Genomic DNA, 23,894 nt, shown 5'->3' with positions numbered 1-23,894 from the left:
TTAAGGGAGCCGTGCTCGCACGGCATTCCGGAGACCTTCAATGACTGATTCTGTCGTCCAGGCCGCGTCCGGGGCCGCGGATCCGCTTGGCCGCACCCTCGATCGCGCGTGCCGAGTACTGGCACTGGTCGGCGGGCTGTTGCTCGTCGGCCTCACACTGACTACCACCTACAGCATTTTCATGCGCGCCTTCTTCGATGAGCCCTTGCTCGGCGATGTCGAACTCGTACAGATGGGCTGCGGCATCGCCATCGTGTTCTTCCTACCGCTATGCCAGCTACGGCGTGGCAACGTCATCGTCGACGTGTTCACGCTTCGCGCAAGCCCGTGGGTTCGAAGCATCCTCGATGCGCTTGGCAGCGTGCTGATGGCCCTGGCCGGCGCCCTGCTCGCCTGGCGGTCCCTGATTGGCACCCTCGATGCGTACGGTACAGGCGAAGAAACCGTGATCATGGGGCTACCGATCTGGTGGTCGATGTGTGCCTTCGTGCCGGCGCTTGGGCTGCTCGCGATCGTGGCGCTCTACACCGGCTGGCAGGACATACGCACTAAGGAACAGCAATCGTGAGCAGTGTCGAAACCGGCGGTTTGTTCCTCGTCATCCTTCTGATCCTGCTCGTCATTCGCATCCCTATTGCGATCGCCATGTTACTGACCGGTATCGGCGGCTATGTAGCGATCAGCGGTTGGGCACCGCTGTTGAGTTACCTGAAGACGGTGTCCTTCGCACGCTTCACGGTCTATGACCTGTCCGTGATCCCTCTCTTCCTCCTCATGGGTCAGTTCGCATCCCGCGGCGGGCTTGCGACAGGGCTGTTCAAGGCAGCGGCTGCCATGATTGGTCATTGGCGCGGCGGGCTTGCGATGTCTGCCGTAGGATCCTGCGCCGCGTTTGGCGCGGTGTGCGGCTCCTCGATAGCGACAGCCGCAACCATGGGACAGGTCGCGCTTCCCGAGCTGCGCAAGTACAACTATTCAGGACCTCTGTCGGTAGGCTGCCTGGCGGCTGGCGGTACGCTGGGCATCCTCATCCCGCCTTCGGTGGTGCTTGTGATCTACGCGATCCTCGCCCAGGAAAACATCTCGGCGCTGTTCATGGCCGCGTTCATTCCAGGCGTGCTTGCTGCCGTTGGCTACATGATCTCGATCGCCATTTACGTGCGCCTCAACCCGAATGCCGGGCCAGCCCAGCCCAGGTTGAGCTGGCGCGAACGGTTGGCCGCGCAAGCCGGCGTCTGGCCCGTGCTGCTGATCTTCATCGTTGTGCTCGGAGGCATCTACGGCGGCTGGTTCACGCCGACCGAAGCCGCCGCCATCGGCACGGTGGGTACCGGCATTTTCGCTGTAGCGCTTGGTGGGATGCGCTGGGCCGCGTTCAAGGAGGTGCTCTATGGCACCGCAATCACCACGGCAATGATCTTCATGATCCTACTTGGGGCCGACGTGATGAACGCATTCCTCGCCGTCTCCCAGTTGCCGGTTGCACTCGCCGAAGCCATTACCAATAGCGGCGTAGGCCCCTTCGTCGTGCTGGCTGGGATCCTCGTTCTTTATCTGCTGCTCGGCTGCGTGATGGACACCATGTCCATGATCCTGCTGACCATCCCGATCTTCTTTCCGCTGATCATGGGCCTGGATTTCTACGGCCTGGACCAGACTGAAAAGGCCATCTGGTTTGGCGTTCTGGCATTGATGGTCGTTGAGATCGGCATGATCACGCCACCGGTGGGTATGAACGTCTATGTGATCAGCAGCATGGCGCGAGACGTTCCGCTCGGCGACGCCTTCAAGGGCGTGGTGCCGTTCCTGATTTCAGACATCGCCCGAGTCGTGATCCTGGTAATGTTCCCGTCGATCACCCTCTGCCTGGTGCGTTGGCTGACGTGACCGGCGCATCGCACGGCTGGAACCGACAGAGCTCCTGCTGCCCGCAATACGCGCGCCGCTTGCCGGCGCGTTTCGCAAGGTAGAGTGCGCAATCGGCTGCCTTCAACCAATCGCTTACCGTGCCGGACGGCTGCAGATAGGCCGCGCCGGCGCTGAAAGTGAAGTGCATCTCCTCAGAACGCAACTGAGCGATGTCATCGAAAAGCAACTGCAGTCGCATAGCCAAAGTCGACGTGGAGCCAATCCTCAACAGCACGCCGAACTCTTCGCCCCCGAGCCGACCGTAATGCTCTCCGCCGAAGTGACGGTCAAACGTACGGGCTGCCGTGCACAGTACGGCGTCGCCCACGTCGTGCCCATGCCTGTCATTGATTACCTTGAAGTCATCGATGTCGAGCATGACGAATGCCCACGCCGCATCACCTGTGGCATGCGCCTCTTCAATGGCTTCCATGAGCGCTCGCCGATTTGCGATACCTGTCAACGAATCAGAACGAGCCTGGCGGCGGTAATCCTCCTGTAATCGTAATGAGTCGAGGATCGCCCTCATGAAGACGGTATTCAGCACAGCGCCAAGCACAACGCTTGTCGTGACAACCAGGACAAACAATGGCCAGGAGCGGTCGGCCACGTGATCGGTAAGCCCGACCCAGAGCGAAGCCCATACCAGCAACACCCCAATCACGTAATCGACGAGGCGGACGTATAAGGTGATTACACCGAACGTGCTGAGGAGCCCAACCGGTAGGATCCACTGGGCAACCTCAGGCCCCATTGCCAACGCCTGCTGGCGAAACGCGTAGGCTTGCGCGGCCACGAACAGGAGAACGCAGATTCGCCATGCCTTCAGTGAAGTGGCTGTGAAACAGACCATCAGCAAAATGGGCATGCAAAAAAATGCGACCCAGCCGGAAAGACAGACAGGATCAAGCAGATACGGATTGACCGCCATGCTGCCCGCCCAGCCAGCAATGGCCGTTGCCTGCGCCAGAGCATGAGGGGTGCGTAGCATTCGTTGAATAGGTTCACGTTGTTGCATCAGCGAACACCGGATAGAAAGCGATGGCATCATATAGCCATTATTGCTTCGGTGATGCGGAATACGCCGAACGGTTGTTTCAATCGGGCAAGCCACAATCAGGCAGAACTCGGTAGCGCGGGCTGGTTTCCCCGGCAGCCCTGTCTGTCATGCGCAACCTGATAAGCAGCCCTGCTAAGCTGTCGGAGTTCTGGCCAATCGTCGCCACATTCCAATAAGCACCTCTTCAGCTAGCCGGCCTTATTCATGCTCGCGGTTTTCAACGTCGCCTTTCCCGTATTCAGTTTGATCTTCATCGGCTTCTTCTGCAGACGCCGCGAGATCCTCGGTGCGAACGCGTCGACCGAGCTGAACCGGTTCGTCATCTACCTGGCGCTGCCAGCCCTGCTGTTCGATGCCATGGCACGGCTGCCGGTCGACCATGCGTTCGACATTGGGTACATCGTTGCCTTTCTGGTCGGTATGGCATGCGTATTCGGCGTCACGCTCATGGTGCGGCTACGCCAGAAAGCGCCCTTCATCGACGCGACGATTGACGCGTTGGGCGCGGCCTATCCCAACGCAGGGTATATGGGCGTTCCGCTGTGCTTGCTGATGTTTGGCGATGCCAGCATGCCGCCGGTGGTGATCGCAATGCTGCTGACGGCCTGCCTACTGTTCGCCATCGCGATCGTCATGATCGAAATGGCACGTCAAGCCGAAGGTCATTTAGGCCGAACGCTGCTGAAGGTCGCGCGCGCATTGTTGCGTAACCCGATCATGGTGGCACCGTTATTGGGCCTCTTGGTATCCGCGACCGGGCTCACCGTGCCCAGCGGGATCAGCGAGCTGGCGCGCTTCCTTGGCGCCGCCGCCAGTCCGTGTGCCTTGGTCTCTATCGGCCTGTTCCTGGCGTCGTCACAAAACGACGGCAGCGCGCCCGTGCACCGCGGCACGCTTTCGCTGCTGGTAGGGCTCAAGCTGTTTGTGCAGCCAGCGGTCACCGCAGTGCTCGTATTCTGGGTGTTCGAGGTGCCCGCCGTATGGGCCTACACGGCCGTGCTGCTGAGTGCGCTCCCCATTGGCACCGGCCCTTTCATGCTGGCCGAGCTTTATGGGCGTGAAGCCACAACCATGTCACGCGCCATCCTCTATTCAACGCTGATCTCGCTGGTCACGATCTCGACGCTGATAGCGGTTATTCCGCATAGCTAGAGGGGACGGCCGAGGGCTGACTCGTCATACGACCAGCGGCACCTGAAATACCTCTTTACAGCTTGTATTCCATCCGGGGCCGGGCGATAACAAGCGCGTTCAAATCTCCTAACGAGTCGGATCATGACCAGCGCCCATACGCACGCCGAACAGCGCCCGCACCCTGTGCTATCCAGTGTGGGAGATCTCCTCTGTTCCGTGGCGGGTGCCGCATTCGTCGGCGCGGTGCCGGTCGCAGGCCTGCTCTGGTGGTACGGCGCCTACCCGTTCACCCAGACGTTCTTCGTTCCTGCACTACTGGTGGTGGCGCTTGCGGTCGCCGCTATCCACACCTACATGCGATCGTCGCGACACGGTGGGCAAGTCGTTCCGCCGTTGATCTGCGCGACCATGGCAGCCTGCTTCGGGTGCGCCCTGGCCTACGGTATGGCGACCCAGCCTCTCTCGTCCGTCACATTGGCGGAAGCCTCACAGTTCGGACCTGCGCCTGGACTGCTTCCAGCAGGCCGATACGGATCACCCTATGCACCGACGGCAACCTACCAGACGGCCTGTATCGCAGCCGCTCACCGACCCACGGGTGCTTCGCCCGCCGGAGGGCTTCAGCCGGTCAGCATTTCTGCGACTGTTTCGCCAAATTGTGCCGCCGGTGCGGTCCGTGCAGGCGATCGCGTCGAAGCGGGCCTTCGCTAAGGTTGTATAGCTCTATAAGAAAGCCGGCGTATTTGCCGGCTTTTTTGTGCGCTGTATTCCATTGCGGTTATGGGTATTCGACGATGCGGATAAGCCGAACGCCTCGCAATAAAATCGCGAGAAGTCGTTATTAGTCGCAAATAAAGGGTGAAAAATTACAAATTCAGGCCACGTATAACCAATTTTCCTGCAATGCTTGCGATAGAAATTAAGCGAGGCTAGGGTGTGAACCATGAACACACCGCACACCCTCATTCTGCTTCGTCAGCATGCCTGCCTACGCCTGGTCAGCCCGCGACTGCGTGGCTGATCACGCTTCGATTCTCGATACGATAATGCGCTGACGTAACACGGCCCCAAGGCGACGGGCCGCCATAAGGATTCCATCATGACCATGCTCAAAGACCCTTCCAGCAAGTACCGTGCATTCACTCCGGTCAGTCTGCCGGACCGCACCTGGCCCGACCGTGCGATTGAAAAGGCACCGATCTGGCTGTCGACGGACCTTCGCGATGGTAACCAGTCGCTGATCGAACCCATGGATGCCGAGAAGAAGATGCGCTTCTTCCAGACACTGATTCAGGTGGGCCTCAAGGAAATCGAGGTGGGCTTTCCATCCGCTTCACAGACTGATTTCGACTTCGTACGGGAGTTGATTGAAGGCAATCACATCCCGGACGACGTGACGATCCAGGTGCTGACGCAGGCACGGGACGACCTGATAGAGCGTACCTTTGAATCCCTCAAGGGCGCGAAGCGCGCAATCGTTCACTACTACAATGCGTGCGCGCCGAGCTTTCGCAAGATCGTCTTCAACCAGGACCAGGCGGGCGTGAAAGCCATTGCCGTGGCGGCAGGCCGCACCATCAAGCGTCTGGCTGAACAACATCCGGAAACCGAGTGGCGCTTCGAGTACTCGCCTGAGGTCTTCAGCTCGACGGAAATCGACTTCGCCGTGGAGGTCTGTAACGCCGTTGTGGATGTGTTCCAGCCGACCCCTGCCCACAAGCTGGTCCTGAACTTGCCGGCAACGATCGAATGCGCAACGCCGAACAATTATGCCGACCAGATCGAGTGGTTCGGGCGCCATATTCACCAGCGCGACAGCGTCCTGATCAGCGTCCATACCCATAACGACCGCGGTACGGGCGTTGCCGCGTCGGAACTGGCTGTCATGGCCGGCGCGGACCGTGTCGAGGGCTGCCTGTTTGGCAATGGCGAGCGCACCGGCAACGTCTGCCTGGTAACGCTTGCCTTGAACCTGTACACCCAGGGCGTTGACTCCGAACTGGACTTCTCGGACATCGATGCGGTGCGCAAGGTCGTCGAGGAATGCAACCAGCTTCCGGTTCACCCCCGTCACCCCTATGTCGGTGATCTTGTACACACCGCTTTTTCCGGCTCGCACCAGGATGCGATCCGCAAGGGTTTCGCGCAGCAGAAGCCCGATACGCTCTGGGAAGTCCCGTACCTTCCGATCGACCCGGCAGATATTGGCCGCGATTACGAAGCCGTTATCCGAGTCAACAGTCAGTCAGGCAAAGGTGGCATCAGCTTCTTGCTTGAGCAGGAGTACGGTATCAGCCTGCCCCGCCGCATGCAGATCGAGTTCAGTCAGGTTGTGCAGCGTGAAACTGACCGCCTTGGTCTGGAAATGACAGCCAAGCAGATTCATGACTTACTTCAACGCGAATATCTTGAAGCCGACCAGCCCTACGCGCTCAAGGGTCATCGCCTGAATGAGGAAAACGGCATCTCTACGGTAGAAGTGGACGTCATCTACCAGGGCCAAACCGAACGCTGGAAAGGGACAGGCAAAGGTCCGCTCGAGGCATTGGTATCTGCATTGCCGGTAAGCGCGGAAATCATGGATTACCACGAGCATGCGATCGGTGCCGGCGCACAGGCGAAAGCCGCCTCCTATATCGAGCTGCGACTGGAAGGGGAACGACCGCTCCATGGCATCGGTATCGACGAAAACATCACGACGGCTAGTTTCCGAGCGCTGATCAGCGCGCTGAACCGGGCCGTTACTCAGGCAGAGGCCAAGGCTGCCTGATCACGGCACCTGCACCACCGAAAGGGATGCCCAAGGCGTCCCTTTTTTCATGCCGGCGCAGGCCACATGCCGTGGCCAAGCACCTTATCTGCCGGAGCGGAGGGCAGTGACAGGAATCTGCGGATCGCCTGTATAGCGGAGTACCCGAACACTAGTGTGAGCTGGGTCGATCTTGAGCGGTACCGGTAGCACTTACGAAAGACTTTTGCTTAAGGCTCCGTAAGTTTGCTGGATGTGGCAATGAGCGGTCTCGATTGCCGTTGAAGTGTTTGCCCTAGGAAGAAGGCTGGCCGCCGCCAACGTGCAACGAACATCAAGACCAGCCCCAGCAGCAGTATGACGACTGCGATGACGAACACCAGCCCGAGCCCTCCGACGTGCGAGCCGCTTCCGAAGTCTGGTGACATGCTATCGATCACCGTCTGCCAGAAGATGACACACAGCATCGCGCCGCCAATCAGCGGGCATAGCCCACGCATGAAGAAGTGTCGTGCGGTATCCATCAGGCTGTGGCGGAAGTACCAGACACACGCGAATGCAGTGAGCGCATAGTAGAAACAGATCATCATGCCCAGTGCGGTGATGGTGTCTGCCAGGACGTTCTCGCTCAGCGTGCGCATCGTGACATAGAACACTGCTGTCGCAATGCCTGCTGCGATCGTCGCGTAGTGTGGGGTCTGGAAGTCGCGGTGAATGCGTGCGAAGCGCTTTGGGACGGCACGGTAATAGCCCATTGCCAAAAGCGTACGCGCGGGTGAGATGAATGTTGCCTGGAGTGAAGCGGCGGTACTCGCGAGCACTGCAATCGACATCAGAATGGCCAACGGCCCCATCACAGGTCCGGCGAGATGTGCGAAGACATTCTCCTGGATCTGCGGATTGCCCAACCCAAGGCCGCTATCGCCGATACCGGCGAATTGAAGTGTCGCGACAGCCGTGAAGAGGTAAAGGGCAAGTACGGCCAGCACGGTGATGGTCGCGGCCCTTCCGGGTACCTTTTCGCTGCCTACCGATTCTTCGCTGACTGTCAGGCAGACATCCCAGCCCCAGAAGATGAATATCGAGAGGGACAGCCCCGCCGCGAATGCAGAAAAGGAATTGATATTGAAGGGATTGAGCCACTGGGCATCGAACGAGACCGTCGTGTCTGTGGGCGCTTCACCCCACGCAGCCACTGCGAAGCCAATCAATACGGCCAACTGCAGCGCAACCAGGGCGTATTGGACGCCCATCGTCATCCCGATACCGCGACAACACACCCACACTGCCAACGCGATGAAGGCACAACACGTGATGACGTTCACCCAGAGATTTTGTGCAAGCACCGCGATGGCCTCGACGCCAGTAAGCTGCGAGAGGAACAGGTAGAAAAAGTCCACCGCGATGCCTGCGAGATTGGATAAGACGATGGTCGTGGCCGTCACGAGCCCCCACCCACCGATCCATCCAATCATCGGGCCGAAGGCGCGGGTAGACCAGGTGAAAGATGTTCCACTGTCCGGCTCGACCGCGTTGAGCTCTCGATAGCCCAGCGCCACGAGCAGCATTGGCAGGAATCCCACGATGAAGACCGCTGGCAGATGCACGCCCACCTCTCGGACGGTCGGGCCCAGTGCGCCTGTAAGGGTGTAAACAGGCGCAATCGTGGAAATGCCCAACACGACGCAGGCGAGCAGCCCAACTTGTCCCTGTGCCAACCCCTTCGATGACGCATTCTCTCCGCCCTTGTTTGCGCCAACGGAGGATGCTGCGGCATCCGTCGAATCCTTCATAAGCCCTTCACCGGATCGTCTTGTCTTACATTCAGAGCGAGTCGCACGCCTGTCGGTTCATACCCGGATGGACCAGCTGGCGCCCGGCGGCAGGATCAAAACGTACTTGAGCGAGTCCCATCTGCACCGGGCCGCACAGCATTGGGCCAGAGCATGGCAGGATCGTGCAATCGCCCGATCCCTTGCGCCCGTTACCCTTTCTTCACCCAGCCGCTATCCGAAAGGACCACCATATGACCATGACAATCGGCTACGCCGCGCAAGATGCACACTCGCCGCTGGCGCCCTACCGCTTCGAACGGCGCGAGATCGGCCCTGAGGACGTGCAGATCGACATCCTGTACTGCGGGGTTTGCCATTCGGACCTGCATACGGCTCGAAACGAATGGAAGAACACGCTTTACCCTTCGGTCCCAGGCCACGAAATCGTAGGCAAGGTGACTGCCGTCGGATCAAACGTCAGCGCTTTCAAGGTCGGCGATGTAGCCGGTGTCGGCTGCATGGTCGACAGCTGCCAGCAGTGCGCGTCCTGTGGCGAAGGGCTCGAGCAATATTGTGAGAACGGATTCACTGGCACGTACAACGGTCCGGTTTTTGGCGGCGAAAATACATTCGGCGGGTATTCGGACAACATCATCGTCGATCAGAAGTTCGTCCTTCATATTCGCCACACCGAAAACCTGGCGGCTGTCGCACCGCTGCTCTGCGCCGGTATCACAACCTATTCGCCATTACGGCAGTGGAACGTCCAGCCCGGCCACAAGGTGGGTGTCGTCGGCCTTGGCGGCCTCGGCCACATGGCCGTGAAGATCGCTGCAGCCATGGGCGCTCATGTGGTGTTGTTCACCACCTCACCGAACAAGCGTGATGATGCACTACGCCTGGGCGCGGCTGAAGTCGTGGTTTCGAAGAACGAAGACGAGATGAATGCTCATGCCAACAGCTTCGACTTCATATTGAACACCGTCGCAGCGCCGCACAGCCTCGACGCGCTGCTCGGCCTTCTCAAGCGTGACGGCACCATGACACTGGTCGGCGCGCCTGAATCGCCGCACCCATCTCCTGAAGTATTCAGCTTAATCTTCAAGCGTCGCCGCCTGGCCGGGTCATTGATCGGCGGAATCGCTGAAACACAGGAGATGCTCGATTTCTGCGCCGAGCATGGCATCGTCTCCGACATCGAAGAAATCTCGATGGACTACATCAACGATGCCTACGAGCGTATGCTGCGCAGCGATGTGAAGTACCGCTTTGTGATCGATATGAAGACCTTGAAAGCAGACGCGGCCTGATCTGCACATAGGCAGGGTGGCCGCAATGGCGCCCTGCTCTTCCCCTGTCCCTCAGATCCCCGAAAGACGCATCGCAGCCTCGCGCAACGTTTGTTCACGCTTGGCGAAGCAGAAACGCACGAGGCGCTGACCCAGCGGCGCAGTTTCATAGAACACGGACACCGGTATCGCCGCGACGCCATGCTCACGGGTCAACCAGTGCGCCATGTCGACATCCGTGAGATCGGGCCGGATCGCTGAATAATCGACAACCTGGAAGTACGTGCCCGCGGCGCGCTTGAAGCGAAAGCGTGACTGCGAAAGCAGATCGCAGAACAGGTCACGCTTGGCCTGATAAAACGCCGGAAGCTCATCAACGTGTTCGGGGTGCGCTGCCATGAAGTCGGCAAGTGCATGCTGCAGCGGCGTCACACCACAGAAACTCACGTATTGGTGAATCTTGCGCAACTCCCGTGACAGCGGCGCCGGCGCTACGACATAGCCGGTCTTCCAGCCCGTAACGTGGTAGGTCTTTCCGAACGAACTGACCACGAATGCCCTTGCATAAAGCTCCTCATGGCCAAGCACGCTTGCATGGGCGTGACCATCGAACACCAGATGCTCGTAAACCTCGTCACTGACCAGGTAGATGTCCCGGTCACGCAGGCGTGACGCGAGCGTATCCAGTTCTTCACGCGATACCAGTGCACCGCTGGGGTTGTGCGGCGTATTCAGGATAATCAGCCGCGTCCGGTCGGAAAGCGCAGCATCGAACGCGTCCCAATCTATGGCGAACCCGGATGGCGACAGCGGTACATGCACGCAGCGCCCACCAGCCAGCGTGACCGCAGGCTCATAGCTGTCATAACAGGGATCGAACACGATAACCTCGTCTCCTGCGCTGACAACGGCCTGTACCGCGCAATAAATGGCCTGTGTCGCCCCCGGAGTCACGGTGATCTCGTGTTCGGCGTCCAACATGCGGTCATGCAGGCGCGCCACTTTCGCTGCGATCTGCTCACGCAACGCACCCAGACCGATCATCGGCGCATATTGGTTGTGGCCAGCATTCACATGACGAGCGACAGCCTCGCGCAAGGCGTCAGGCCCATCGAAATCGGGAAATCCCTGGGACAAATTGATCGCACCCGTCTGGGCTGCTAACTGGGACATGGTGGTAAAGATGGTAGTGCCGACATTCGGCAGCTTGCTGGCAATCATGGCGAAATGTCCGGGAATCGTTCGAAACAGGTAAGCCAGACAGCATACCCAAATTCCCCTCCGCCTTTCGAGGACGCTGGATAGGGGCTTCATGACCGATACGGCACCCGTCAGTACGACTTTGCCACCACTGCCAGCTGACCTATTCTGTGCGAACGTGCATCAAAGGAGCGAAGTCCATGAACGCAATGCCTCCCTTTTCTTCTGCGTGGCAGGACATTCGAACCGAAGCCGAACATGCCATCGTCGCAGAACCCGCGCTGACCGAGCTACTTCGAATGGCCGTGCTGGTTCACAGCGACCTGGGTTCGGCGCTTGCCTACCGTATAGGCAGGAATCTCGCCAATACACCGGAGCAGGCTCAGACCCTTGCCGAGCGTTTCGTGGTGATACATCGCCAGACACCAAGCCTCGCGAATAGCGCCTGGGCTGATCTCGACGCCAGCACTACGCGCGATCCGGCGTTCGAGTCGAAGCTCGAAGTGTTCCTCTTCTCCAAAGGCTTTCTGGCACTCCAGGCCTATCGCCTCGCGCACCGGCTGCACAGCGACGGCCACCGCTTGCTGGCCATGTTCATCCAATCACGATGCAATGAACGGCTTGCCATCGATATCAACCCTGCAAGCCGGATCGGGGAAGGGATCATGTTCGACCACGGGACAGGCATCGTCATCGGCGAGACGGCCGTGATCGAGGATGATGTCTCTATCCTTCAAGGCGTAACGCTGGGGGGAACAGGCAAGGTTTGCGGCGATCGTCACCCCAAGGTGCGTCGCGGCGTGATGATTGGCGCTGGCGCGAAGATCCTGGGGAACATCGAGATTGCGGAAGGCGCGAAGGTCGGCGCCGGGAGTGTCGTGCTCGAACCAGTGGAGCCTCACACGACAGTCGTGGGCAATCCGGCGCGGGCAGTGGGAAAACCGCGTCACCCGCAGCCAGCACTCGACATGGACCAGTCCTTCGATCAGGACCTCTGATCGAAGGACGTCAGCGGCGCACCCCGGCCGGTGCGCCTGGCAGCGTCAGCGCTTGTCGCGACGTTTCTTGTCTGCCTTCTTGTGGTGACTCATCAAGCGCCGCTTCTTGTTCACCTGGCGTTCGGTGAGCTTGTTCTTACGACCTTCGTACGGGTTGTCGCCGCCCTTGTACTCGATACGGATCGGCGTACCAACCAGCTTCAGTATGCGGCGATAAGTGTTCTCAAGGTAACGGGTATAAGACCGCGGGACCTGATCGACCTGATTGCCGTGGATCACGATAAGTGGCGGGTTGGCGCCACCAAGGTGAGCGTAGCGCAGCTTGATGCGACGGCCATTCACCATCGGCGGCTGATGTTCCTGCACGGCGTCTTCGAGAATCTGCGTCAACCGGCTCGTGGGCCAGCGGGTCACTGCAGAACGGAACGAGTCCTGTACGGATTTGTAGAGGTGCCCAACACCCGTGCCGTGCTTGGCTGATATGAAGTGAATATTGGCGAAGTCGACGAAGAACAGGCGGCGTTCGAGTTCGGTCTTCACGAAATCACGCTGGCTTGGCTCCATGCCGTCCCACTTGTTCAGCGCGATGACCAGCGCACGCCCTGTTTCGAGCACGAAGCCAAGCAGGTTGAGATCGTGGTCGACGACCCCTTCCTTGGCATCCATGACAAAGATGACGACGTTCGCATCCTGAATCGCCTGGAGCGTCTTTACGACCGAGAACTTCTCGACCGCTTCGAAGATCTTGCCACGCCGACGCACGCCCGCCGTGTCGATCAGCGTATACCGCTCGTCATCGCGCTCGAACGGGATATAGATACTGTCGCGCGTGGTGCCAGCCTGGTCATAGACAATGACCCGCTCTTCTCCAAGCATCCGGTTGACCAAGGTGGACTTGCCGACATTGGGACGCCCGATGATGCCGATTTTGATGCCGTCCTTTTCACTCGGCCCAGGAATGCGTGCCATCTCCTGGCCTTCGGCAACGATTTCGGGCTCTTCGCCGTCCTCACCAAGCTCTTGGGCATCATCATCCTTGGGAAACACACCCAATGCTTCCTGAAGCAGCTGGCTCACACCGCGGCCGTGCGCAGCCGCGATCGGAATCGCGTCTCCCAAACCCAACACGCTGAATTCGGCGCGCGCGATGTCAGGGTCGACCGTATCCACCTTGTTGGCCACCAGGAAGCAGCGCTTGTTACGACGACGCAGGTGCTCGGCAATCATCTGATCAGCTGCTGTCAGGCATGCACGAGAATCGACCATGAACAGCACGGCATCGGCTTCCTCGATCGCCTGTAGCGACTGCTCGGCCATCTTGGCGTCGATGCCTTCCTCATCGCCAGAGATACCGCCGGTGTCGACGACGATGTACGTACGACCCTGCCATTTGGCCTCGCCGTACTGGCGATCGCGCGTCAGCCCGGCGAACTCGGCAACAATCGCGTCGCGGGTTCTCGTCAGGCGGTTGAACAGTGTCGATTTGCCGACGTTTGGGCGGCCCACCAGGGCGATTACGGGAACCATGGGGCTCCTCCAGAATTTGAATCCAGGAAACACGACGGCCGCTGCTTACGCAGCGGCCGTACATTCAAGCAGTCGGCACACATGCCGCTCGCCTGTCGTGCGAGTAAATTAACGAAGCGTATAGGCCGCCAGTTCGCCACCGTTGCCGTACGCATAGAGCCAGTCACCGACAACGACAGGGCGGGCCCGCAGGCCATTCCGATCTACGCGAACACGGCCAACGAAACGACCATCTACTTGGCTGAGCAGGTGTAGATAACCTTCATAGTCACCGACGGCGACGTAGCTTGAGAACACCGCAGGAGCCGATACCTGACGACGAGCCAACTGGTCGTTGCTCCACAAGGCGGAGGTGGACGCCTCATCGATACCTGACACCTTGCCGTCCGCTTCGCTTAGGTAGATGCTGCCATATCCTTGAGCGAGGCTATTGTAGCTTGAAGCTTCGCGCTGCCAGAGGATACGCCCCGAGTTCAGGTCAAGCGCTGCAAGCCGGCCCTGGTAGGTCACGACATAAAGCGTACTACCGGACTGGAGCATCTCGCCATCAATGTCGACCATACGCTCCAGCTCGGAACGACCGGTCGGCACAGCGATGGTCTGCTCCCATACGGGCAAACCACGCTGAGTATCGAGCGCGATAACGCGACCGGAAGACAAACCTGCAATCGCAAGCTGGCTGGTCACGACTGGGGAACCCGTTCCACGCAGGGTAAGCACGGCCGGCGTATTGGCGAAGATCCAGCGTTGCGTGCCGGTGCCAGCTTCCAGTGCGACAATCTGATCGTCCTGGGTTTGGACGATAACGACGTCACCATTGCTCGACGGAGCAGCGAGCACTTCACTCGGAACCCGTGCGCGCCAGCGCTCTTCACCATTATCGGCATCAAGCGCGACCACCTCACCGTCGAGCGTGCCGAGAAGCACCTCACCGGCGCCGATGCCAACGCCACCGGAGACGCGAAGCTTGGTGTCCTTGCGCCAGTTCACCTTGCCTGTCGTGCGGTCCATCGACATCACACGGCCGTCAATATCCGCTGCATAGATGTTCTCGCCTTCGACCGCTGGCGTGAGCATGTTGTACGTGTCACCTTGACCATCACCAATGGAGCGGCTCCACTGCTTCTCGAGCTGTACCTCCGGCTGGAACTTGGGCAGCTCGGCTGGCGGCAGCTCCTTGGTATTGCTGCTGCAGCCAACGACCAGCGCGGCTAGGGCGCAGAGTGCGAAATTCTTGAAACGCATCACGTCACGCATCCCCTTTTGCAAGGTCATCGAGTTTCATCTGGAGACCGCCGACGGCGGCTTCGTCAGCAAGCGCATCACGGGCCTTCTGATAGGCAGCCAATGCGTCGTCGTTACGGTTGAGCCGAACCAGCAGGTCACCGCGCAGCTCTTCCCGGCCAGCGGCAAAACCCTTGGGCGCCCTGCCATCAAGCAACGAGAGCGCTTCGTCCGTCTTGCCTTGTGCGCTCAGAATGCGAGCGAGGCGCTGCCGAGCCAGCTCGCCCAGTTCTTCAGTTACCGGTTTGTCGACGACCGAGCGCAGTTCCGAAACGGCGTCATCGAGCTTTCCTTCTTCAACGGCAACCTTCGCCACGAAAAGCTTTCCATATTGCGCATACGCCGTTCCAGAATACTGATCATTCAGATCCGCACCCAGCGCGCTCACCTTGGCGACGTCAGGTTGTCCATTCGGTACCAGCGCAGCCTCTACCAACTGCTGATAGAGATAGGAAGCGCCCTGCTCCTGATTGGCTTTGTGCTTCTGCCAGGCTTGCCAGCCAGTTACCGCAGCCAGAGCCACGATAGCGCCGAAGACCAGGGGCTTGCCGTTGCGCTGCCACCATTCTTTCAACTGCGCGAGCTGATCGTCTTCCGTTTGCATCTTGATCCGTTACTCCTGCGGGTTTTCTCAAGCCTGCTCGAGGCAGGCCGCCAGATGCGCGGAAAGCGCATCCCAGGCAATTGTCTGTTGCTCGCCATCGTGGCGAAGCGGTTTGCAACCTATCACGCGAGTGGCCAGCTCGTCGTCCCCGAGAATCAGTGCGTAGGCAGCGCCACTCTTGTCAGCCTTCTTGAACTGGCTCTTGAAACTGCCCCCGCCGGCATTGACCAGGAGCCGCAAGTCGGGAACCTCGTCCCTCAGGCGCTCGGCCAAGGCTATACCCGCCTGCTCCGCCGCTTCGCCAAACGCCAGAAGGTAGGCATGCGCGGGGGCATTGAGCTCGCTGGGGATCAGGTCGAGTGTTTCCAGCAGCAACACCAGACGCTCAACACCCATGGCGAAACCTACGCCAGGTGTAGGCTTGCCACCGAACTGAGAGATCAGTCCGTCATATCGGCCGCCGGCACATACGGTGCCCTGAGCACCGAGTTTGTCGGTGACCCACTCAAACACCGTCCGGCCGTAGTAGTCCAGACCACGAACGAGCTTGGAATTGATTTCGTACTTGATGCCCATCGCATCGAGGCGAGCCTTGAGCCCCTCGAAATGCGCCTTGGATTCTTCGTCAAGGTAGTCAGCCAGCGTGGGTGCATCCGCAAGCAGGGCCTGTGTCGTGGCGTTTTTGCTATCGAGGATGCGCAGCGGATTGGTCGTCAGACGGCGCTGACTGTCTTCGTCCAGCTGGTCGAAACGCTCCTGCAGGTAAGCCACAAGGGCGTCGCGATAAACGGCACGCGCGTCACTCGACCCCAGGCTGTTCAACTGGAGGCTAACCGAGTCGGCTAAACCCAGACGTTTCCACAGCCGCCATGTCAGCGCGATAAGCTCGGCGTCGATGTCCGGCCCCGGCAGGTTGAAGACCTCTACGCCGATCTGGTGGAATTGACGATAGCGACCCTTCTGGGGCTTCTCGTAGCGAAACATCGGGCCGGTATACCAAAGCTTCTGGACTTGCCCACCGCCCGTCATACCGTGCTCGAGCACGGCGCGCACAGTGCCCGCTGTACCCTCGGGACGCAGTGTCAGCGACTCATCATTGCGATCGCGGAAGGTGTACATCTCCTTGTCGACCACATCCGTACCTTCGCCAATCCCGCGGGCGAACAGCTCGGTGAACTCGAGGATAGGGAGTCGGATTTCCCGATAACCGTAGGCATCCAGCAGGGACGCGAACGTAGACTCGAGATAACGCCAGGCGGGTGTCTGTTCAGGCAGGATGTCATTCATCCCGCGAATGGCTTGCAACGTCTTGCTCACGAATATTCCTTATCAGCCGCGCGCAATGAGGGAGGCGTCGGCTTCGGCCTTCTCAGCCGCCTTGCGGCGAATCAGTTGCTCGAGCTCATCCACCAGATTTTCGTTGTTGAGTTTCTGTGCGGGCTTGCCGTCGACGTACACCAGATTGTTCGGCGTACCGCCCGTGAGACCGATGTGGGCTTCCTTCGCCTCACCTGGCCCGTTCACTACGCAGCCGATAACCGCTACGTCCATTGGCACCAGCAGGTCTTCGAGCCGACCTTCGAGGTCATTCATGGTCTTGACGACGTCGAAGTTTTGCCGAGAGCAGCTTGGACAGGCAATGAAGTTGATACCCCGAGAACGGAGCCTCAACGATTTCAGGATATCGAAGCCAACCTTGATCTCTTCGACCGGATCGGCAGCGAGCGAGATGCGTATGGTGTCGCCGATACCTTCGGCCAGCAACATCCCAAGCCCAACAGCCGACTTTACCGTGCCAGAGCGCAGCCCACCGGCTTCCGTGATCCCCAGATGCAGAGGCTGCTCAATCTGCTTGGCCAGCAATCGGTAGGCGGCGACGGCCATGAATACGTCACTCGCCTTCACGCTGACCTTGTAATCCTGAAAGTCGAGCCTATCGAGATGCTCGACATGGCGCATTGCAGACTCAAGTAGGGCTTCCGGTGTGGGCTCGCCATACTTCTTCTGCAAATCTTTCTCGAGCGAACCGGCATTCACGCCGATACGAATTGGAATACCTTTATCCCGCGCCGCGTCCACGACGGCACGCACCCGGTCTTCGCGGCCAATGTTGCCTGGGTTGATCCGCAGACAATCGACGCCAAGCTCAGCCACACGTAACGCGATCTTGTAGTCGAAGTGAATATCTGCAACGAGTGGGACCTGAACGCGCTGCTTGATACGCCCAAAGGCTTCGGCAGCGTCCATGTCAGGCACGGATACACGAACGATATCCGCCCCAGCCTGCTCCAGCCGCTGGATCTGCGCGACAGTGGCGTCGACGTCACACGTCTCGGTATTGGTCATGCTCTGCACGGCAATCGGCGCATCGCCGCCCACCGGAACCGAACCGACCCAGATCTTCCGCGATATGCGACGTTTGATAGGAGATTCGGAATGCATATATACCCTATTGCCCCAGCGTGAGGGTTGCGGTTTGGCCACGGGCGCGCGACATCACATCGACAGCCTGACCGTTATAGGTAACCTCGGCGCCTCGAGCATAGCCAAGGCGGACACGGAGCGGCGCTCGCCCGGTCAACTCAAGCACGTCACCCTGACGTTGCAGCCGGCTCGACAATGTCTTCCCATCCGCATCAGTGACCTGCGTCCAGCAGTCCGCTGTGAAGCTGATCCTCACCATGCCCTGGCCGGCTGCCGGAGCAGCTGCGGAAGCGTTCGGCTGCTGTGGAGCAGCCGGAGCCGATTGGGCAGGCGTCGCTGGCGTTTGCTCCGTAGGCTGCTCGGCGCTGGTACCGGAAGATGATTGAGGCGCCTGGGGCAGGGTTTCCGTGGAGGCACCCTGCGGCTGCAAAGGCAACTCACTGCCACCTTCGTCGTTCTCGCCAGAATCAACCGAAGGCGCCGCCACCGTAGGCTCGCCTTCAGGCGCTTGAGCGTCGATGACCGCTTGGTCTTCGGGCTCATCGAGCGTATGAATTTCGGTCTTGCCGTCGGCACCATCGACCTCGACATGTTCCATACCGATTCGGCCCGATGCGTCGCGTGCAACGCCATTGCCCTGCTCTTGCCACCAAAAGAAACCAGCCAGGCAAAGCAATAGCAGCAAACCGAAGCTCACGAGTCGTAACAGGTTTTGGGAAAGCCTCGAAGGTTCCTCGATACGTCCAAGGCTATGCACCGCAGCACCGCTAGCGTTTGTACCCGTGAATTGGTCGAATTCGCGCACGATGTCGGCCTGATCCAGGCCCAGCAGCTTTGCGTATGCCCGGACATAGCCGCGCGCGAATGTATGACCAGGGAGACGATCGAAGGCTCCGGCTTCGATGTGGTGTACGGAAGTTTCCGTCAAATTTAGCTGTCGAGCGGCTTCTGCCGTCGTTACGCCTCTTGCCTCGCGCGCATTGCGCAAGGTCTCGCCCGGATTGCGGCTCCCCGCAAGCGTCTCGGTTTGCGCCGGTTTCATCGTTGCTCCGATAGATAGGCCTGGTACTCCGGCGAACCGGGGTAGAGTCGCTTGAGCTGCAAGCCGTAGCTGGCGGCCGTATCGCGATCGTCAAAGATGTTTGCCAAACGAATGCCGAGCAGCAAGCTACGCGCCGTCTGTTGCCCGGAGATTTGACTATAGCGTTCGAAATAGCCACGCGCCGGGACGAATTCGCGATCCTCGTAGGAGAGCACAGCCATCTCAAGCAGCGCCCTGGGTTGCTGCCGATTCATCCGGAGCGTGCGTGCGAAGTAGTCCTTTGCCTGGTCACGATGACCAAGCGCGAGGGCAGTCATACCCAGATTCTCGAACACGCGTGACCGCTCACCGTAAAGCGTGTCTTCTGAGGCCCGTTCGAAGCGCTCGAGGGCTTCCTGGTATCGCTTCTGCTCGAACAGGAAACTGCCATAGTTGTTCAGGATGCGGGCATCGCGCGGGCGTGAAGACAGGGCTTCACGGTAGTGCTTGTCGGCCAGATTGGGCTCGGCCTCAGTCTGGAAGACCAGTGCGAGCGCTGCGTGCGCATCGGCATTACGCGAATCGATCTTGAGGGCTTCCGAAAGCGGAGCCTTTGCCCGCTCGGTGTAGCCCTTTTGTAGATAGCCGATGCCGAGCTGAATGTAGGCATCGCGTGCTTCACTGCGGCCCTTCTGCGTCTCCAGCGGATTGACCTGACCTGAACTGACGCACGCAGACAGGATCCCCGATAGCAAAAAGAGCAGTACCACGCGCGCCTTCATGAACATCCTCTCTGTCAGTTGCTACCAGCGACGTGGCCGGATGGCTCGCTGCTCAATTGGCGCACGGCAATATAGCGCTCGCTACGGCGGGTACGGTCCATTACCTGCCCTACCAGCTGCCCACACGCCGCGTCGATGTCATCACCGCGCGTGGTCCGAACTGTCACGTTATGTCCGGCCTTATGCAGCAAGTCTTGAAAGCGACGAATTGCATTATTGCTGGGACGCTCATAGCCGGAGAAAGGAAACGGATTGAACGGGATCAGATTGATCTTGCATGGGATCTTTGCCAACAGAGCAACCATCTGTTCGGCGTGCTCTGGCTGATCGTTCACATCCTTGAGAAGCGTATATTCAATAGTCAGTACTCGCTTCTCACCCAGACGCGCGATGTAACGCTTACAGGCCTCCAGGACTACCGCTAGCGGATACTTGCGGTTGATCGGAACAAGCTTGTTGCGCAGTTCGTCATTGGGCGCATGCAGCGACAGCGCTAATGAGACGTCGATATCGCCCCCGAGTCGATCGATCATCGGTGCCACGCCAGACGTCGAAAGCGTGACCTTGCGCTTGGAGATACCGTAGCCAAGGTCATCCATCATGATGCTCATGGCCGCCAGCACGTTGTCATAGTTCAGCAACGGCTCGCCCATGCCCATCATCACCACATTGGTAATGGCGCGGTCAATCTTGGCGGGCACCGTCCCGAAAGACTTGTTGGCGATCCAGACCTGGCCGATGACTTCGGCCGCCGTCAGATCGCTATTGAAACCTTGTTTGCCCGTCGAGCAGAAGCTGCAATCGAGCGAGCAGCCGGCCTGGGATGACACACAGAGGGTGCCCCGGCCTGCCTGAGGAATATAGACCGTTTCGACGCAGCTGCCGGACGCCACCCGAACGACCCACTTGCGTGTGCCATCACTGGAGATGTCCTCACTCACGACCTCTGGTCCGCGAATCTCGGCACAGGCCTTGAGCTTTTCGCGCAAGGCCTTGCCAAGATTGCTCATGGCATCGAAATCATCGACGCCAAAGTGGTGAATCCACTTCATGACCTGACCGGCGCGAAAGCGCTTTTCTCCGATGGACTCGAAGAATTGCTCCATCTGCGGCTGGGTCAGGCCCAGCAGATTGGTCTTTCCGGCTGTCTGTGTCATGGAATCACCTGCTCGGCATCAACGGATGCGGGCACACACCTCGGTGGAGGCGAAGAAGTACGAGATTTCGCGAGCAGCAGACGCTTCGGAGTCCGAACCATGAACTGCGTTCTCGTCGATGGAAACGGCGAAGTCGGCGCGAATGGTGCCAGCGTCGGCCTTCTTCGGGTCGGTAGCGCCCATCAGCTCACGGTTTTTCAGGATGGAGCCTTCACCTTCGAGCACCTGCACAACGACAGGGCCGGACGTCATGAACGCAACCAAATCCTTGAAGAAAGGACGCTCTTTGTGCTCGGCATAGAAACCGCCGGCTTCGCGCTCGGACAGCTGCACCATCTTCGAAGCAACGACGCGCAGGCCGGCCTTTTCGAAGCGAGACAGGATCTCGCCGATGACGTTCTTGCTAACAGCATCGGGCTTGATGATGGAAAGGGTGCGTTCGACAGCCATTGGGTGCTCCGAAAAATAGGATTAAACGAAAAATTAAACCCGCGAATTATACGCGGGTTCAGATCAATTGCGAGGACTCAAGGTCGGTCAGTCCATCTCCTCGATCCAGGTCGCCTGCACGGCTTCGAGAACCTTCTCACCTCCTCGGGAGGGATCGTCCTCGAAATCCGGCAATGCAATGATCCAGCGGTGCAGGTCTACGAAGTTCACATAACGCGGATCGACGTCAGGCTTGGATTCAGCCAGGGCCAACGCAATCTCGAGCACATCCGCCCACTTCAATGCCATCTTCGACTCCTTCCGTCAGTGGCCTTCCGACACCTGATTGATCGTGTACTTCGGAATCTCGACCACGAGGTCCTGCTTGCCCACCATCGCCTGACAGGAAAGGCGCGACTGCGGCTCAAGGCCCCAGGCCTTGTCCAGCATGTCGTCTTCGAGTTCGTCCGAGGGCTCCATCGAACCGAAGCCTTCGCGAATCACGACGTGACACGTAGTACATGCGCAGGATTTTTCACAGGCATGCTCGATATCGATGTCATTACGAAGGGCGGCATTCAGAACGCTCTCTCCCTCATTTGCTTCGATCACCGCGCCGTCCGGGCAATGGTCCGGATGGGGTAGAAAGACGATTTGGGGCATTCAGTGATCCTCAACTTCATTCACATTGCGACCGGCAAGCGCGGTCCTGACCGATTCATTCATTCGGCGAGCGGCAAACGCGTCCGTAATCTGCGACAGACGCTTTGTCTGGATTTCAAGCGCCTCCGCATTGGATGACTCGATAAGCGCTTGTAGCTCATTCATCTGCATCTCGATCGCGGCGCGCTCTTCTGAACTTAGCAGTCGCTCGCCGTCTGCCGCGAGCGCACCTGCAACTGCCTCCAGCAAGCGCTGAGCCTCCACCTGCTGCTCGCGCAATACACGCGCGTTCTTATCTTCGCCTGCGTTGGCAAACGAATCCTGAAGCATTTGGGATATCTCGCTGTCGGTGAGGCCATAGGATGGCTTGACCTCGACGCTTGCCTCGACTCCAGACGCGAGCTCGCGCGCTGAAACGCTTAGCAGACCATCGGCATCCACTTGGAATGTCACGCGAATCTTAGCCGCACCGGCCACCATCGGCGGAATGCCCCGCAGTTCGAAGCGAGCCAGAGACCGCGCATCCTTGACGAGCTCTCGCTCACCCTGAAGGACATGGATCATCATCGCAGTCTGCCCATCCCGGTAGGTCGTGAACTCCTGCCCACGCGCAACGGGTATTGTCGTGTTGCGAGGAATGACCTTTTCCATTAGTCCGCCCATGGTCTCAAGACCGAGCGACAATGGAATGACGTCCAACAGAAGCAACTCACCACCGTCACGCTTGTTACCAACCAGCAGATCCGCCTGGATTGCCGCCCCGATGGCGACTACCTGATCAGGATCGATGTTGGTGAGTGGCTCACGGCCGAACAGCTCACCGACCACCTGCCGTACGCGGGGCACGCGCGTCGAGCCACCGACCATGACGACGGCTCCGATCTCTTCGATCTCAATGTTTGCATCGCGAACGGCACGACGACAGGCCTTGAGGCTGCGCGCCAGCAACGGCTCGATCAGCTCATGAAACTGATTCAGGTCCAGCCGACCTGTCCAGCCGCCGAAACTCACCTCGACTGCATCCGTAGCGGACAACGCTTCCTTGGCATCGCATGCCACTTTGAGCAATTCGCGTTGCTGTGCAGGCGAAAGATCCGATGAAGCACCCGCTTGTGTAATGATCCAGCCTGCAATCGCATGGTCAAAATCGTCACCACCTAGCGCACTGTCGCCACCTGTCGCCAACACTTCGAACACGCCCCGGCTCAGCCGCAGTATCGAGATATCGAAGGTGCCGCCACCCAGATCGTAGATGGCAACCAGGCCTTCCGCTTCCTGGTCCAAGCCGTACGCCACTGCAGCGGCTGTCGGCTCGTTGAGCAGACGTAGAACATTGAGCCCGGCGAGACGCGCCGCGTCTTTGGTAGCCTGCCGCTGCGAGTCATCAAAATAGGCCGGCACCGTGATGACGGCGCCGACCAGATCGCCACCAAGTGTGGCTTCAGCGCGCTGGCGAAGCACCTTGAGAATATCGGCTGACACTTCGACTGGGCTCTTTTGGCCCGCCGCCGTATCGATGAAGGGCATATGTGAGCCGCCCTCGACAAAGCGATAAGGCAGTTGCTCACCAAGCTGAGTCACATCGGCAAGGCCGCGCCCCATCAGCCGCTTGACCGATGCAATGGTATTGAAGGGGTCAGTCGAGGCAGCCGCCTTGGCGGCGGCACCGACTTCGACGCGATCGCCGTGGTAGCGCACCACCGACGGCAAAATGATTTCGCCCTGCTCGTCCGACAGGGGCTCGCTCAGGCCGCTGCGAACGGCAGCCACTAACGAATTGGTTGTACCTAGGTCGATACCCACTGCTAAGCGCCGCTGATGAGGGCGGGGTGCCTGGCCGGGCTCGGAAATTTGCAGAAGAGCCATGCTTACCTGCGTATTCGGCGCACT

General features: G+C 59.3%; 22 protein-coding genes. 7 read left to right on the top strand and 15 right to left on the bottom strand.

All coding sequences use genetic code 11. From position 1 onward, the window contains the following. Window positions 1–40 precede the first annotated feature (40 nt). Together ACY8D3_RS03975 and ACY8D3_RS03970 are read left to right on the top strand one after the other, a co-directional pair. On the top strand, window positions 41–568 hold the full coding sequence (locus ACY8D3_RS03975; protein ID WP_462381830.1) for a TRAP transporter small permease: 528 nt from the start codon (window positions 41–43) through the stop codon (window positions 566–568). Continuing rightward, window positions 565–1,887 carry a TRAP transporter large permease gene (locus ACY8D3_RS03970; RefSeq protein ID WP_462381828.1) on the top strand — a complete coding sequence of 441 codons (1,323 nt, stop codon included), beginning with the start codon at window positions 565–567 and terminating at the stop codon, window positions 1,885–1,887. The genes ACY8D3_RS03975 and ACY8D3_RS03970 overlap by 4 nt, the downstream gene beginning before the upstream one ends. Here ACY8D3_RS03970 and ACY8D3_RS03965 read toward each other — a convergent pair. Then, a complete protein-coding gene (locus ACY8D3_RS03965) occupies window positions 1,856–2,926 on the bottom strand; it encodes a GGDEF domain-containing protein (RefSeq protein ID WP_462381826.1) in 1,071 nt (356 codons plus the stop codon). The genes ACY8D3_RS03970 and ACY8D3_RS03965 overlap by 32 nt on opposite strands. A 246-nt stretch (window positions 2,927–3,172) precedes the next feature. Here ACY8D3_RS03965 and ACY8D3_RS03960 point away from each other — a divergent pair, with 246 nt between their 5' ends. From ACY8D3_RS03960 to leuA, 3 genes are all read left to right on the top strand, one after another. Further along, the gene (locus ACY8D3_RS03960; protein ID WP_462381824.1) at window positions 3,173–4,120 is read left to right on the top strand and encodes an AEC family transporter; all 948 of its coding nucleotides are present in this window, start codon (window positions 3,173–3,175) and stop codon (window positions 4,118–4,120) included. A gap of 123 nt (window positions 4,121–4,243) precedes the next feature. Continuing rightward, the gene (locus ACY8D3_RS03955; protein WP_462381823.1) at window positions 4,244–4,813 is read left to right on the top strand and encodes a hypothetical protein; all 570 of its coding nucleotides are present in this window, start codon (window positions 4,244–4,246) and stop codon (window positions 4,811–4,813) included. Between the two features lie 388 nt (window positions 4,814–5,201). Next, the gene (leuA, locus tag ACY8D3_RS03950; protein WP_462381821.1) at window positions 5,202–6,872 is read left to right on the top strand and encodes a 2-isopropylmalate synthase; all 1,671 of its coding nucleotides are present in this window, start codon (window positions 5,202–5,204) and stop codon (window positions 6,870–6,872) included. Window positions 6,873–7,081: 209 nt separating this feature from the next. Here the strand turns inward: leuA and ACY8D3_RS03945 are convergent, their stop codons facing one another. Then, on the bottom strand, window positions 7,082–8,644 hold the full coding sequence (locus ACY8D3_RS03945; RefSeq protein WP_462381819.1) for an APC family permease: 1,563 nt from the start codon (window positions 8,642–8,644) through the stop codon (window positions 7,082–7,084). Window positions 8,645–8,877: 233 nt separating this feature from the next. On the opposite strand from ACY8D3_RS03945, the gene ACY8D3_RS03940 reads away from it, so the two are divergent. Further along, on the top strand, window positions 8,878–9,936 hold the full coding sequence (locus tag ACY8D3_RS03940) for an NAD(P)-dependent alcohol dehydrogenase (protein WP_462381817.1): 1,059 nt from the start codon (window positions 8,878–8,880) through the stop codon (window positions 9,934–9,936). 51 nt (window positions 9,937–9,987) lie between these two features. Here ACY8D3_RS03940 and ACY8D3_RS03935 read toward each other — a convergent pair whose 3' ends face one another. Beyond that, window positions 9,988–11,136 (bottom strand): pyridoxal phosphate-dependent aminotransferase, encoded by a 1,149-nt coding sequence (locus ACY8D3_RS03935; RefSeq protein ID WP_462381815.1) that lies wholly within the window; start codon window positions 11,134–11,136, stop codon window positions 9,988–9,990. Window positions 11,137–11,324: 188 nt separating this feature from the next. On the opposite strand from ACY8D3_RS03935, the gene cysE reads away from it, so the two are divergent. Next, the gene (cysE, locus tag ACY8D3_RS03930) at window positions 11,325–12,113 is read left to right on the top strand and encodes a serine O-acetyltransferase (protein WP_462384231.1); all 789 of its coding nucleotides are present in this window, start codon (window positions 11,325–11,327) and stop codon (window positions 12,111–12,113) included. A gap of 45 nt (window positions 12,114–12,158) precedes the next feature. On the opposite strand, the gene der is transcribed toward cysE, so the two are convergent. The 12 genes from der to hscA all read right to left on the bottom strand — a co-directional run bounded on the left by der (window position 12,159) and on the right by hscA (window position 23,870). Beyond that, window positions 12,159–13,640, bottom strand: coding sequence for a ribosome biogenesis GTPase Der (gene der, locus ACY8D3_RS03925; protein WP_462381813.1), 1,482 nt, complete (start codon window positions 13,638–13,640; stop codon window positions 12,159–12,161). Between the two features lie 108 nt (window positions 13,641–13,748). Next, a complete protein-coding gene (gene bamB / locus ACY8D3_RS03920; RefSeq protein ID WP_462384229.1) occupies window positions 13,749–14,897 on the bottom strand; it encodes an outer membrane protein assembly factor BamB in 1,149 nt (382 codons plus the stop codon). Next, the gene (locus tag ACY8D3_RS03915; protein ID WP_462381811.1) at window positions 14,890–15,528 is read right to left on the bottom strand and encodes a tetratricopeptide repeat protein; all 639 of its coding nucleotides are present in this window, start codon (window positions 15,526–15,528) and stop codon (window positions 14,890–14,892) included. Before ACY8D3_RS03915 ends, bamB begins: the two co-directional genes overlap by 8 nt. 27 nt (window positions 15,529–15,555) lie before the next feature. Continuing rightward, window positions 15,556–16,845, bottom strand: a complete 1,290-nt coding sequence (gene hisS, locus ACY8D3_RS03910) for a histidine--tRNA ligase (protein ID WP_462381809.1) — start codon at window positions 16,843–16,845, stop codon at window positions 15,556–15,558. A 12-nt stretch (window positions 16,846–16,857) separates the two neighbouring features. After that, complete coding sequence (gene ispG / locus ACY8D3_RS03905; RefSeq protein WP_462381807.1) at window positions 16,858–17,970, bottom strand: flavodoxin-dependent (E)-4-hydroxy-3-methylbut-2-enyl-diphosphate synthase; 1,113 nt, start codon at window positions 17,968–17,970, stop codon at window positions 16,858–16,860. Window positions 17,971–17,977: 7 nt separating this feature from the next. Next, complete coding sequence (locus ACY8D3_RS03900; protein ID WP_462381805.1) at window positions 17,978–18,994, bottom strand: RodZ domain-containing protein; 1,017 nt, start codon at window positions 18,992–18,994, stop codon at window positions 17,978–17,980. Beyond that, on the bottom strand, window positions 18,991–19,755 hold the full coding sequence (gene pilW, locus ACY8D3_RS03895) for a type IV pilus biogenesis/stability protein PilW (RefSeq protein WP_462381803.1): 765 nt from the start codon (window positions 19,753–19,755) through the stop codon (window positions 18,991–18,993). The genes ACY8D3_RS03900 and pilW overlap by 4 nt, the downstream gene beginning before the upstream one ends. Before the next feature lie 14 nt (window positions 19,756–19,769). Then, window positions 19,770–20,912, bottom strand: coding sequence for a dual-specificity RNA methyltransferase RlmN (rlmN, locus tag ACY8D3_RS03890; protein ID WP_462381801.1), 1,143 nt, complete (start codon window positions 20,910–20,912; stop codon window positions 19,770–19,772). A gap of 18 nt (window positions 20,913–20,930) precedes the next feature. Beyond that, a complete protein-coding gene (gene ndk / locus ACY8D3_RS03885; protein WP_462381799.1) occupies window positions 20,931–21,362 on the bottom strand; it encodes a nucleoside-diphosphate kinase in 432 nt (143 codons plus the stop codon). A gap of 87 nt (window positions 21,363–21,449) precedes the next feature. Beyond that, the gene (gene iscX, locus ACY8D3_RS03880; protein WP_462381797.1) at window positions 21,450–21,650 is read right to left on the bottom strand and encodes a Fe-S cluster assembly protein IscX; all 201 of its coding nucleotides are present in this window, start codon (window positions 21,648–21,650) and stop codon (window positions 21,450–21,452) included. Window positions 21,651–21,665: 15 nt separating this feature from the next. Further along, window positions 21,666–22,004, bottom strand: coding sequence for an ISC system 2Fe-2S type ferredoxin (gene fdx / locus ACY8D3_RS03875; protein WP_462381795.1), 339 nt, complete (start codon window positions 22,002–22,004; stop codon window positions 21,666–21,668). Next, on the bottom strand, window positions 22,005–23,870 hold the full coding sequence (hscA, locus tag ACY8D3_RS03870) for a Fe-S protein assembly chaperone HscA (protein WP_462381794.1): 1,866 nt from the start codon (window positions 23,868–23,870) through the stop codon (window positions 22,005–22,007). Window positions 23,871–23,894 lie beyond the last annotated feature (24 nt).

The sequence above is a fragment of the Pseudomonas sp. Marseille-QA0892 genome, from assembly GCF_054950135.1.
Note: the sequence above shows the minus strand (reverse complement) of the source record. Positions and strands in the feature narration are given on the sequence as shown.